The organism is Brevibacterium sp. K11IcPPYGO002 (genome assembly GCF_050920635.1).
Taxonomy (GTDB): Bacteria; Actinomycetota; Actinomycetes; order Actinomycetales; family Brevibacteriaceae; genus Brevibacterium.
This window is the reverse complement of record NZ_CP131929.1, coordinates 3,414,910-3,426,794: the sequence shown is the minus strand read 5'-3', so window position 1 is coordinate 3,426,794 and position 11,885 is coordinate 3,414,910. Positions and strand designations below refer to the sequence as shown.

Below are 11,885 nucleotides of genomic sequence, written 5' to 3'. Positions count from 1 at the left end.
CGCCCTTGCATGGACGACTACTTGGATTCCGGTGTGCGCAGCATGTAGCCGACCCCGCGCTTGGTCTGGATCATCGGCGTCCACTCCATCTCGACAGGATGGCCGGCGGCATCCGTCTCCGGGGTGACGTCGATCTTGCGGCGCAGGTAGGAGATATAGGACTCGACGATTCCGGTGTCACCGCCGAAGTCGTACTCCCACACATGGTCGAGGATCTGCGACTTCGACAGGACGCGGTTCGTGTTGAGCATGAGGTAGCGCAGCAGCTTGAATTCGGTGGGGGAGAGGTCGATGAGGATGCCGGAGCGGCGGACCTCATGGGTGTCGTCGTCGAGTTCGAGGTCGCCCGCCACGATGACGGCGTTCTCTTCGTCCTCGAGATTGCGGGTGCGGCGGAGGACGGCGCGGATGCGGGCGACGACCTCTTCGAGGCTGAAGGGCTTCGTCACGTAGTCGTCGCCGCCGACGGTCAGTCCCGTGATCTTGTCCGAGGTGTCATCACGGGCGGTGAGGAACACGACGGGGGCGTTCATGCCGATCTGGCGCAGACGGCGGGTGACGGTGAAGCCGTCCATGTCCGGGAGCATGACGTCGAGGACGAGGAGGTCGACGTCGGTCTGCTCGGCCAGGCGCAGCGCCTCGGCACCGTTGGCAGCGGAGACGACGTCGAAGCCGGCGAAGCGGAGACTGGTGGACAGGAGTTCGCGGATATTGGGCTCATCATCGACAACGAGCAGGGTGGCTTCGATGTCGATGTCGTTCTGTGCTGTAGTCATGAATCCAGTCTGAGACCCGTGTCTGGGAGTCAGCTGGAGACTAGCTGAATGCGAATGTGATGTGCGCCACTGAAAAACTCTCAGGAAAGTCGTTTTGGACTCCGGGTCGGGTTGTCGTTCTCAGGAACGAAAGCCTGATTTCAGTGAAATATGCGTCTGCGATCAGTTTGTGTTCAGAAATGCTCGCCGAGGCGGGGGTGGGTGGGTGGCTTCAGCTCAGTTCGGCTGTTCGGCTGTTCGGCTGTTCGGCTGCTTGGCCAGCGTGGCCGTGGTCAATTCAGATCCGGCCGGGTGGGCGCCCCTGGGTGAAGCTCGAGGCCTTGTCCGGTCGATGGCGATCGTATTGCACCTGCCCCATCGTGCCGAACGTCGTGGGGTTGCGTCTGACGACATGACGGACGAACCTGGGCCGGCCGGATTCGTCGGCGAAGCGGATCACGGTGAGGCTCGGTGCGGCGGCGCCGGGTATTGCTCCCGACCAGTAGTCGACGACGACGCCTTCGGCCAGGCCGATCCCGGGGTGGGCCGGCGTTGTCAATGGCTGGCGCCGATCGCCGCGGAAGGCGAGAAGTGAGACGGCGACGAGGGTGACTCCCGCGGTGATGGAGAGGATCCACCAGATCGGCGCGGCCTCCAGCATCGCAGGGAGGAAGCCGAGGCCGAGCCCACCTCCGACTCCGAGTGCTCCCAGCTGATAGCCGAAGAAGCGCGTGAGACTTCCTCTTGTGCGGAATCGACCGAGAGCTGCGCGCATGAGCAGCTGGCTGACGACGACGAAGGCGGCAGAGGCGAGGAGCGCGAGAGCGTGGAAGAGAAGCTTCGAACTCAGGGGTTCACCGGGGCCGGTGGGCAGGAACGTGAGCGCGGTGACGGCGCATCCGGCGGCCATGCTCGTCGTCGTGAGGATTCCGGCGAGACCGGCGGCGAACTTCGTTCCGCCGGTGAGGCGCAGCGGTTGTAATGACATGGTCGGCCCGATCTGTCAGGGGGCGGAGACGGGCATCAGCCGGCGGTGTCGGCGTCGGAGTGGCGGGCGCGGAAGGCCGCGACGTGCGTGCGGGTGGCGCAGCTGCCGGTATCGCAGAAGCGCTTCGAGCGGTTGCGGCTGAAGTCGGCGAGGTAGGCGCGGCAGTCCTCGGCGGCGCAGCGTCCGAGTCGGTCGAGGTCCCCGCAGCGGATGAGGTCGATGAGGACCAGGGCGACATCGGCGGCCACTCGGTCGGCCAGGCTGGCGTGAGCGCCGGTGGCGTGCAGGTGCCAGTCCCAATGGTCGTGTTTGACCAATTGCGGCACGGACCCGGAGTCACTCAGTGTGAGATTGATCTCATCGACGACCGCAATCGTGCCCGCTTCGAGCTCGTCGTCGGTCTCGGCGTCGATGCTCGAGTCCAGAGCTGCGGCGAATCTGCGACGCAGTTCCACGGTCTCATCGACATCGCTTTTGGTGGCGGTCAAGGGGCCGGAGAAGTCGTGCCGGGCCGCGAATTCGCGGAGTTTCGCGGTTGTCGTCAGCTCGTCGCCGCTGTCTGCGATGTCGCCGGAGGTGTTGAGGAGGTCGACGAGCATCGTGAGGTTCGCGCGGATGTCGTAGATGAAAGCCATGATGAACAACATTCTGCCACAGCATGTAAGGACCAAAATGCACTTGACCCATTTCAATTCCAGGGCCGATACTGAAATCGGACAATCCGCGGGGCACGCCGAGGCCCTGCCGGACCCGACGACGTGCAGACCCGGCAGAACGACGAATCGGTCAGGCCGATGTCGACGTCGGGCCACCTCGGTGAGGGGATCTGACCATCGTCGGGTCGCCTCGGCGAGGACATGATCCGGTACCGCACCACCAACTCAACACCGCACCATCACCTCGGGGACGTCTGTCCTCGTACGCCACTCAACGTTTCACCACATCAGGAGGTCAGGAATGAATCGCACCGTCATCGCAGGGTTCCTGCTCACTCTTGCCTCCGCATTCTTCTTCGCGGTGTCGGGGCCGATCGCGAAGACGATGTACCAGGTCGGGTGGACGCCGGGCGCGGTGGTGCTCATCCGCCTGGCCGGATCCGCGGTCCTGCTGCTCATCCCCACCCTCATCGCCCTGCGCGGACGCTGGGGCGAAGTGCTCACGCACTGGCGCACCGTCGTCACCTACGGCCTGGTCTCGATGGCCGGCGTCCAGGGGTTCTACTTCGTCGCCGTCGAACACCTCACCGTGGCCGTGGCGCTGCTGCTGGAGATGACCGCGCCGATGCTCATCGTCTTCTGGATCTGGGCGCGGACACGGACGCGGCCGGCGACCGTGACATTCATCGGGGTCGTCGTCTCGATGATCGGGCTCCTGCTCGTGCTCAACCTGCGCGGATCGTCGATCAGCATTCTCGGCGTGGTCATGGCCATGGCCGCCGCGGTCTGCCTGGCCAGCTACTTCCTCGTCTCGGCGAAGGACACGATCACGATCCCTCCGGTCGCGCTGACCGGTCTGGGCATGGGCATCGGGGCGCTGGCGATGTCGGTCATCGTGCTCGTCGGGGTCATGCCGTGGAACGCTGTGACTGAAGACGTCGACTTCGGCGGGGTGCCGATGTCGTGGGTCGTGCCGATGGCGATGATCGTCGTCTTCACCGTCGGCGCGTACATCACCGGGATCCTCGGTCTGCGCTATGTCGGGGCGACGGTCGGATCGTTCGTCAACCTCGTCGAGGTCCCGTTCTCCGTCATCGTCGCCTGGTTGGTCCTCTTCGAGATGCCTGCCCCGATCCAGCTCTTCGGCGGAGTCTTCATCCTCGGCGGCGTCGGCTTCATCAAGTGGGGCGAATCCCGCCTCGCCCGCCGCGTCGCCCGCCGTGAGGTCGTCGTCACCTCCGACGCAGACACCCTCATTGCTACGTAATTACTACCCGACGGGGGCCCAGCAACCTCGCGCCAGGTTGCTGGGCCCCCGTCAGGTAGCAATTGAGGGGAGTCAGCGGACTTCGATGCCGTAGCTGTAGCCCTGTTCGGTGAGGAAGCGCCGGCGCTGAGCCGCGAAGTGCTCATCGACGGTGTCGGCGGCGACGACCGTGTAGAACGTGGCCGAACCCTGGTCTTCCTTCGGGCGCAGAATCCGTCCGAGGCGCTGGGCCTCCTCCTGCCGGGACCCGAAGGCTCCGGAGACCTGGATCGCCACCGAGGCGGCCGGCAGATCCACGGAGAAGTTCGCGACCTTCGAGACCACAAGCACGGGAATCTCCCCGGACCGGAACTCGCGGAAGAGCTCCTGGCGCACCGATTCAGGGGTCTGCCCGGTGAGCACGGGCGCACCGAGTTCGGCTCCGATCTCCTCGAGCTGATCGAGATACTGACCGATGACGAGGATCTGCGCATCCGGATGATCGGCGACGAGTTCGGAGACGATCGGAAGCTTCGCATCCGATGTCGCGGCCAGCCGGTATCGGTCCTCGCCGTCGGCGCGGGCATACGCGGTTCGGGTTCCGCCGTCGAGGCGGACGCGGACTTCATGACAGGCGGCCGAGGCGATATACCCGAGCCGTTCGAGTTCCTTCCACGGCACTTCGTACTGCTTGGGTCCGATGAGGGAGAACACCTCGTCCTCGCGTCCGTCCTCGCGCACCAGAGTTGCGGTCAGGCCGAGGCGACGACGTGCCTGGAGGCTTGCGGTCAGCCGGAAGATCGGTGCCGGCAGGAGGTGCACCTCGTCGTAGATGACCAGGCCCCAGTCCTTGGCATCGAGGAGTTCGAGGTGGAGGTACGAGCCCTTTCTCCGGGTGGTGAGCACCTGGTAGGTGGCGATGGTGATCGGGCGGATCTCCTTCGTCGATCCCGAGTACTCGCCGACCTCGTCTTCGGTCAGGGTGGTGCGGCGCAGGATCTCGTCCTTCCACTGCTTCGCCGAGACCGAGTTCGTCACGAGGATGAGCGTCGTCGTCTGCACCCGCGACATCGTGGCGACGCCGACGACCGTCTTCCCGGCACCGCACGGCAGAACGACGACCCCGGACTCACCGGACAGCGACTGGTCGATCGCCTGCTTCTGATAGTCGCGCAGATGCCACTGGCCGCCGTGGGCATCGTCGGACAGTGAGATCTCGTGGGCTTCGCCGTCGACATAGCCGGCGTGGTCGGACACCGGGTGTCCCAGCTGCAGCAGTGCGTGTTTGAGTTCGCCGCGCTCGGAGGGGTGGACGAGGACGGATTCGGCATCGATGCGTTTGCCGAACTTGCCGACGAGATCGGGCTGACCGACAAGCTCATCGAGCAGTCCCGTCTCCGTCGAAGTCAGGGTCAGTCCGTGGATCGGGTGGTCGATGAGGGTGAGCACACCGAACCGGTCCATGATGTCGACGATGTCGACGAGGAGCTCATGCGGGACCGGGTACTTCGCGAATTCGAGGAGCACATCGACGACGGATTCGGCATCATGGCCGCTGGCGCGCGCGTTCCACAGTCCCAGCGGGGTGATCTCATAGGTGTGGATGTACTCCGGGGTCCGCGACAGCTGCGCGAACGGGGCGATCGCCACGGCCGCCTCGACGGCCATCGGATGTCCCGATTCGAGCAGCACAGTCCGATCGGACTGCACGATCAACGGACCATTCATTCAATACTTCCCTTCCCGAAGTGTGATGACACCAGAGGACACAACACGTCCATCTCCCCGATTGTTCCCGCTCCGAGCTACCTGACGGGGGCCCAGCAACCTCGCGCCAGGTTGCTGGGCCCCCGTCAGGTAGCAGTTAAGGGGAGGGGGAGGGGTCTACGGAGACGATGCGGGCGACGGACAGGGACGCCTCGGCGCCGGTGGTCGTCACCACTCCGCGGACGCGGCCGGCGTTGAGGGTGGCCGGCAGCATCTCGATCGTCCGCTCCTTGCCGTGGGAATCCGCGATCTGAATGAGCACGCGCTGCTTCGTCTCCGCCGCTTCCCGCAGACGGTCCATATGACCCAATGGCTCATCCGTGCTCACCGGTGCGGCCGTCGCCGGTGCGGACCGCAGGATCCGAATATATTCGCCGAGGTGGCCGTCACTGACCCGCGGACGTCGCCTGACGCTGACCTCGGGTTCCGATTCGGTGATCACCCGGCGTTTGCGCACGGGACCGGCCGCCGAATGCAGCAGAGCGTGATGATCGGAGGCCTCGAGCAGATGCATCGTCCGCTCCGGGCCCAGTTGGGCGATCGCCACGGTCGGAGCCAGACGTTCGAGTCCGGCGGGCATCATCGCCTGGTCGGAGAGGATGACATCGAGGTCGACCGGATCGTCGACGATGAGCACCGACCGGGCACCGGCCACTCGCACCCGGCGCAGCTTCGATGCCGTGTTCTGCACGAGGAACTCCAGCGTCGACGGCAGCTCTTCGGCACTGATCTCGGCGAGTTCGGCCAACGCCTCCTCCGGGGTGAGCCCGGCCTGCATCGTGTCCTCGATGGTCTCGGCGTCGATGCGATAGACGGTGCCCTGACCGCGGGCCTCGACGACGGCGTACTTGCGCAGAATATGGTGGACCCGCGGTTCGATCGGTCCGGTGGCCACCGCGGTGAGATCGGACTGGATGAGCACTGTGTCGACCTCGGCTCCGAGCCCCTCGGTGACTGCGGCGATGACATCCCCGGGCACGGTCAGGGCCTCGACGGACACGCCCAGGGGCAGGATGGAGGGGTCCTGTGCTGCATGCTCGGCCATCGCCCGATCCAATCCGGCGGCCAGGCGGAGACCGAACCGGCTCGGTCCGAAATGCTCCGGCTGCTGCAGCGGTGTCGTCGCCAGCCCCACGGTGACGCACGTGTGGAGAACGGCCTCGGTCATCGCGAACTCGTGGGCCGGCAGCAGCGGATGACGACGCAGCACCTCGGCTTGGATCCACCCTGCCGACCGTGCCGTACCCAGGCCGATGTCGTGCAGGACCGAGAGCACGGCGAAGCGCAGCAGCGGCATCGCCGGCACCGACAGCCCGTACCCCTTGAACAGGGACTTCTTCGGGGCGGCGAGCACGGTCAGCCGTTCGTTCTCACTTGCGCCGGCCGCCAGCTGAGTGACATCGAGCAGGTCGCGCAGCCAGGCTCCGACCAGGCCCGCCCACAGGTCGGCACGATCACCGGCGAGGGCGGAGTCGGCATCATCGGCGGCCGTCCACTGCGGGTCGAGCGCATCGTCGAGGACTCCGATGAGGTGCAGCGACTTCGCCGCCTGCAGCAGGGTGATCGTCTGCTCGAGACTCAGTTCAAGGGTGCGGGCGAGTCGGGAGACATCCCGTTTCGAGATGCCGCCGCTGGTCAGCCGGGAGATCGGGGAGGCGGCGAGCTCATCGACGAGCCCGCGCAGAGATGAGATGACCTCGGCCACGGCGGCCTGTTCGCTGTTGTGGATGAGCGGCTGGCCGATCGCGGCCGTGCTCGAATCGATCGACGACTCATCGATCTGCCACGGATGGGCCCGGGAGGATTCGGCTGCCGAGGTCGGCAGCAGGGTGATGGCCTCGGACTGGATCTTCCACACGCCCCCGACCGCAGACCCAGCAGACTCAGCAGATCCCGCAACCGCAGACCCAGCACTGTCCTCGTCCCCACCGACCGGCCATGCCAGGCCGAGGTCGCGCAGTCGGGGCAGGGCCGCCTCGGCGAGGGCAGGATCGATATGCGGAATGCCCGCGACGTCGATCTCCGGCGTCGTCCGGGCCGCCTTGGCCAAGGCGATGAAGACCTCGAGCGTGCCCGCGTCGAGGGCTTCGATGCCGCGGGAGACCCCGATGCGTGAGGACGCGGCCGCGGCCAGGGCCGCCATCGTCGGGGACTCGGGTTGGAGGAGGTCGCGTCGCGTCCGGACGAAGGACTCGAACTCGGCATCTGCACTGTGGGACAGCCACTGGCTGAAGGTCATGGACATCGCAGATCAGTCTATCGCGAGGGGTACAATGGAGGGGCAGATTACGGATCAGAGATCGGACGGAAGGACGCGCATTGTCAGCCACTCGAGTCGACACAGCCATCGTCGTCGCCGCGGTTGCCGCCGCAGCCATCGGGGCGCTCGGTCTCATCGGCGTCCTCGGTCAGGCCTGGATGGGACTGACCCCCAGTTCGCTGCTGACCTATCTGCCCATGATCCTCGTGCCCATCGCCGTCATCCTCGCCTGCGTGGCCATGATCCGAGCCGCCATCCGACGCAGACAGACCGGGGTGGGCCACCGCTGATACCACCGTTCATGCCGCTCACCTCGCAGGTTCGGGGACGGGCATGAACCCCGTCCGCACAGTGTGATCGAGGCGGTGCGACCCCCCCCACCTCGCCGAGGCGGCCGACCACCGGGTCGCGCATGTGCCCGTGATCTCCCGCCGCCGATCAGGCGCTCACCAGCACGGAGTTCACGGCCTCAGTGGGTGAGCGAGCCGGAGATCTCATCGCCGATACGATGCCCTCGGCCCCACGGACGGCACCGCCGGCCGACGGCCATCAGGGCACTCGATCACACCGACCTGCAAACTCGCACTGACCTGCACACTGACCCACCATCCGACCAGCTTCCCGGCTGCGGAATCCGATTCCGCGGCCGACCGACACACAGCCCGCACCAGCGGGCACCGTATGATCAGCCCGCCACCGCGGGTACGACCAGACAGAAAGGACATCATGCCCACCGGACGCGTGAAATGGTTCGATGCCGAGAAGGGCTTCGGCTTCGTCATCGCTGAGGACGGCTCGCAGGCCTTCCTCCATTCCTCCGTGCTGCCCGAAGGGGTCGACGTCACCAAGGGCACCCGACTCGAATACGATGTCGTCGATTCCCGCCGCGGAGCGCAGGTGCTCAAGGCCCGTCCCCTGACCACTCCGGCCAAAGTTGCCAAGGCCCGCCGACGCCCGGCCGAGGACATGGCAGTTATGGTTGAAGATGTCATCAAAGTACTGGATGACCTCAACAACGGACTGCAGCACGGTCGTTACCCCGACCCCACCCATGGGAACAAGGTCGCCAGCCTGCTGCGGGCGATTGCCGACGATTTGGAGTCCTGATGTCATCACTGTTCAGTGATTGGCTGGCCCGGCAGACCGCCGCGCCCGTCGAGAACGACGCCGAACAGACCACCGAGGCGACCCCGGGCGCTGATGCGCCCGCCGCAGCGGTTGAGCCGACCGCCGCGGCAAGCGCGGTCGCCGCGGATTCCGCCACGACCGCCTCGGCGAAGGGGGCGAAGACCGGGCGCACACGCTCGGGCACGGAGAAGGTCGTCCTCGACACCCAGCTGGCCGCGGCGATCGACATCGCCCGCACCGCCATCACCGAGGTGGCCGGCACTGCCGTCGTCGGCGAACACCTGGGCACGGTGGCCGAGGCGACCCGTCTGGTCACCCATTACTTCGTGTGCACCGACCCGACCTATCGCGGGTGGCGGTGGGTGGCCGTGCTCGCCCGCGCACCGCGAGCGAAGAAGGTCACGGTCTGCGAAACCGCGCTGCTGCCGGGACCCGACGCCCTCGTCGCCCCCGAATGGGTGCCGTGGGAGGAACGGCTCGAACCCGGCGATTTGGGTCCGCGCGACACCCTGCCGAAGCTCGACCAGGACCCGAACCTGCAGCCGGGCTTCCAGCAGACCGAGGACAATTCCGCAGACAACATCGACCAGATCGCGAACTTCGAATTCGGTCTCGGCCGTGAACGCGTGCTCTCCTCCGACGGGCTGAGCGCGGCGGCGAGCCGCTGGGCGGAATCCGATGCGGGCCCCGACAGCGAGTTCGCCTCACGCGCGGCCGGACATTGCGGCAGCTGCGGCTACCTCATGCCGATCGCGGGATCGCTGCGCCAGAAGTTCGGGGTCTGCGCCAATGCGTGGTCACCGTTCGACGGGCGTGTGGTCGGACTCGAATCCGGGTGCGGGGCGCATTCGGAGACCGATGTGAGACGGCCCAACAACGAGCCTGCCGAAGCCGTCGTCGACGACTACTCCGGCGAGCTCGAGTTCCAGGAGGGCTGAACCACTCGATGTCCCAGATGTTCCGGTCGCTGTCGGAGCCGAACTACCGGCACTGGTTCGCCGGTGCCCTGATCTCCAACACCGGGACATGGATGCAGCGCACGGCGCAGGACTGGATCGTCCTGACCATGCTCACGGACAACAACGCATCAGCATTGGGCATCACCATGGCTCTGCAGCTGGGCCCGCAGCTGATCATGTTCCCGTTCGCGGGCAACCTCGTCGACAAGTTCGACAAACGGCGTCTGCTCATGGTCACCCAGGCGCTGCTGGGATTCATCGGACTCGTCCTCTTCGTCCTCACCATCACCGACGTCATCGTCCTCTGGCACGTCTACGTGCTCGCGTTCACGCTCGGGATGCTCACGACCCTGGACAACCCGGCCAGGCAGGCCTTCGTCTCCGAACTCGTCGGTGAGAAGCTGCTGCCCAACGCCGTCAGCCTCAATTCGGCGTCCTTCAACGGCGCCCGCATGATCGGTCCGGCCGTGGCCGGTGTGCTCACTGCTGTCATCGGTCCCGGTCCCGTCTTCCTCATCAGCGGGCTCGGCTTCGCGGCGACTCTGACCGTGCTGCTGCGGTTGGACCGATCGAAGCTGCATCCCTCTGGTCGGCGCGGTGCAGGCGGGGTGCTCGGCGGACTGAAATACCTGCGCAGGCGCCCGGACATCACGGTCGTGCTCGTCGTGCTGTTCATCATTGCGACCTTCGGATTCAACTTCAACATCTACACGGCGACGATGGCGAAGATCGAGTTCGGCAAGGACGCCAGCGGCTTCGGTCTGCTCAACTCCGTCATGGCCATCGGGTCCGTGACCGGAGCACTGGTCTCGGCCAGGCGGGAGAAACCCCGGCTGCGCTTCGTCTTCGGCGCCGCAGGCGGCTTCGGAGTGGCGGTGGGTGTGGCATCGCTGATGCCCGACTACTACCTCTTCGCCGCCTCGCTCATGTTCGTCGGTTTCTCGTCACTGACGATGATGACCTCGGCGAATGCCTACGTGCAGACGACCACCGCACCGAACTACCGCGGGCGTGTGATGGCGATCTACGCGGCCGTCGTCATGGGCGGCACCCCGATCGGCGCCCCTTTGGCCGGCTGGGTCGCCGATGCCTTCGGACCGCGGATGGCGCTCGTCGTCGGAGCCGCCTCGGGGATCATCGCCTTCGCCGTGGGACTGCTGTGGATGATCACGGCCAAGGAGCTGCGACTCCACCGGGACCCCAAGTCGCGGATCCGGCTGCACCTGAGTTACCACGGCCGGCCGCCCGGCGGCAGCGCACACTGAGGGCACGAGCGGGCGGGCTGCTGCTCGTGGGGCGGCATCGGCAGGAGCTGGCACTCGGCTGGGCGGTGTCGGGCGGAAGTCGGCACTCGGCGGGGTAGGCACTCGGCGGGCCCGGAGGTTCGTGTCATAGAATTTCGGTCGACCGCCTCGGCGAGGGATTCGAGGGTCGAGCAAGGGAAACGGACGGACTGTGACAACTGACATCATCACCTCGGTGCTCGTCGGCCTGGCGATCCTCGTCGGGTGCCTGGGCATCATCGTGCCGGTGCTGCCCGGATCGATCCTCATCGCCGTTGCGGTGCTCATCTGGGCGATCATCATCGGCGGGCCGGCCGCGTGGATCATCTTCGCCATCGTCGCCGTGTTCGTCGCGGCGGGGATGAGTGCCTCGCTCGTGCTCACCGGGCGCAAACTCAAGTCCATGCAGGTGCCGAACTCCTCGGTGCTGCTGGGCGGGGTGCTCGCCGTCATCGGCTTCTTCGTCATTCCGGTACTCGGCTTGCCGATCGGCTTCGTCGCGGGCCTCTACCTCGCCGAGTATGCCCGCCTCAAGGACGGGAAGACGGCGTGGAACTCCAGCTGGGAGTCGATCAAGGCGATCGGCATCGGCGCGGGCATCGAATTCATCCTCGCCATGCTCGCCGGAATCACCTTCGGCATCGGCGTGCTCATCCACTTCTTCGCCTGAGGCACAGCGCCGAGCACGATTCGCTCCGAGCAGTCTGTACGTCCCCCACACCTCGCATGAGGGTCGGCGCATGCATCCCTTAACCATTTGTGGCAGCTTGCACCCGTAGCGGCTTCTCCTACGGCTGCTGGGGCATCTGTCACCTTTAGCGCCAAATCGCCTCGTTGCAGTGG

The 11,885-nt window shown here is 66.1% G+C and carries 11 protein-coding genes; 6 read left to right on the top strand and 5 right to left on the bottom strand.

Features of this window, described 5'->3' with window-relative positions:
* Positions 1 to 17: 17 nt before the first annotated feature.
* The 3 genes from QYM46_RS15775 to QYM46_RS15765 form a co-directional block, all read right to left on the bottom strand.
* On the bottom strand, positions 18 to 776 hold the full coding sequence (locus QYM46_RS15775) for a response regulator transcription factor (RefSeq protein ID WP_169253198.1): 759 nt from the start codon (positions 774 to 776) through the stop codon (positions 18 to 20).
* Positions 777 to 1,053: 277 nt separating this feature from the next.
* Positions 1,054 to 1,743, bottom strand: coding sequence for a hypothetical protein (locus QYM46_RS15770; RefSeq protein ID WP_432789730.1), 690 nt, complete (start codon positions 1,741 to 1,743; stop codon positions 1,054 to 1,056).
* Between the two features lie 35 nt (positions 1,744 to 1,778).
* Entirely contained in the window at positions 1,779 to 2,378 is a 600-nt protein-coding gene (locus QYM46_RS15765) for a CGNR zinc finger domain-containing protein (RefSeq protein WP_432789729.1), read from the bottom strand.
* 322 nt (positions 2,379 to 2,700) lie between these two features.
* On the opposite strand from QYM46_RS15765, the gene QYM46_RS15760 reads away from it, so the two are divergent.
* Positions 2,701 to 3,666, top strand: a complete 966-nt coding sequence (locus tag QYM46_RS15760; RefSeq protein WP_432789728.1) for an EamA family transporter — start codon at positions 2,701 to 2,703, stop codon at positions 3,664 to 3,666.
* A 72-nt stretch (positions 3,667 to 3,738) separates the two neighbouring features.
* Here the strand turns inward: QYM46_RS15760 and QYM46_RS15755 are convergent, their stop codons facing one another.
* Together QYM46_RS15755 and QYM46_RS15750 are read right to left on the bottom strand one after the other, a co-directional pair.
* Positions 3,739 to 5,373 carry a DNA repair helicase XPB gene (locus QYM46_RS15755; protein ID WP_432789727.1) on the bottom strand — a complete coding sequence of 545 codons (1,635 nt, stop codon included), beginning with the start codon at positions 5,371 to 5,373 and terminating at the stop codon, positions 3,739 to 3,741.
* Between the two features lie 136 nt (positions 5,374 to 5,509).
* Positions 5,510 to 7,657, bottom strand: coding sequence for a helicase-associated domain-containing protein (locus QYM46_RS15750; RefSeq protein ID WP_432789726.1), 2,148 nt, complete (start codon positions 7,655 to 7,657; stop codon positions 5,510 to 5,512).
* Between the two features lie 74 nt (positions 7,658 to 7,731).
* Between QYM46_RS15750 and QYM46_RS15745 the strand changes: the two genes are divergently transcribed.
* The 5 genes from QYM46_RS15745 (at position 7,732) to QYM46_RS15725 (ending at position 11,712) form a co-directional block, all read left to right on the top strand.
* On the top strand, positions 7,732 to 7,962 hold the full coding sequence (locus QYM46_RS15745; protein WP_025780328.1) for a hypothetical protein: 231 nt from the start codon (positions 7,732 to 7,734) through the stop codon (positions 7,960 to 7,962).
* Positions 7,963 to 8,398: 436 nt separating this feature from the next.
* On the top strand, positions 8,399 to 8,779 hold the full coding sequence (locus tag QYM46_RS15740; protein ID WP_101594737.1) for a cold-shock protein: 381 nt from the start codon (positions 8,399 to 8,401) through the stop codon (positions 8,777 to 8,779).
* A complete protein-coding gene (locus tag QYM46_RS15735; RefSeq protein ID WP_432789725.1) occupies positions 8,779 to 9,738 on the top strand; it encodes a DUF3027 domain-containing protein in 960 nt (319 codons plus the stop codon). The genes QYM46_RS15740 and QYM46_RS15735 overlap by 1 nt, the downstream gene beginning before the upstream one ends.
* A gap of 8 nt (positions 9,739 to 9,746) precedes the next feature.
* The gene (locus QYM46_RS15730) at positions 9,747 to 11,024 is read left to right on the top strand and encodes an MFS transporter (protein ID WP_169253191.1); all 1,278 of its coding nucleotides are present in this window, start codon (positions 9,747 to 9,749) and stop codon (positions 11,022 to 11,024) included.
* 190 nt (positions 11,025 to 11,214) lie between these two features.
* Positions 11,215 to 11,712, top strand: a complete 498-nt coding sequence (locus QYM46_RS15725) for a DUF456 domain-containing protein (protein ID WP_432789723.1) — start codon at positions 11,215 to 11,217, stop codon at positions 11,710 to 11,712.
* Positions 11,713 to 11,885: the final 173 nt, after the last annotated feature.

What these genes read in the sequence shown, in the direction of transcription:
- QYM46_RS15755 (WP_432789727.1), bottom strand. Translation starts at nt 5,373, where the DNA reads ATGAATGGTCCGTTGATCGTGCAGTCCGATCGGACTGTGCTGCTCGAA.
- QYM46_RS15775 (WP_169253198.1), bottom strand. Translation starts at nt 776, where the DNA reads ATGACTACAGCACAGAACGACATCGACATCGAAGCCACCCTGCTCGTT.
- QYM46_RS15765 (WP_432789729.1), bottom strand. Translation starts at nt 2,378, where the DNA reads ATGGCTTTCATCTACGACATCCGCGCGAACCTCACGATGCTCGTCGAC.
- QYM46_RS15770 (WP_432789730.1), bottom strand. Translation starts at nt 1,743, where the DNA reads ATGTCATTACAACCGCTGCGCCTCACCGGCGGAACGAAGTTCGCCGCC.
- QYM46_RS15735 (WP_432789725.1), top strand. Translation starts at nt 8,779, where the DNA reads ATGTCATCACTGTTCAGTGATTGGCTGGCCCGGCAGACCGCCGCGCCC.
- QYM46_RS15730 (WP_169253191.1), top strand. Translation starts at nt 9,747, where the DNA reads ATGTCCCAGATGTTCCGGTCGCTGTCGGAGCCGAACTACCGGCACTGG.
- QYM46_RS15740 (WP_101594737.1), top strand. Translation starts at nt 8,399, where the DNA reads ATGCCCACCGGACGCGTGAAATGGTTCGATGCCGAGAAGGGCTTCGGC.
- QYM46_RS15760 (WP_432789728.1), top strand. Translation starts at nt 2,701, where the DNA reads ATGAATCGCACCGTCATCGCAGGGTTCCTGCTCACTCTTGCCTCCGCA.
- QYM46_RS15750 (WP_432789726.1), bottom strand. Translation starts at nt 7,657, where the DNA reads ATGTCCATGACCTTCAGCCAGTGGCTGTCCCACAGTGCAGATGCCGAG.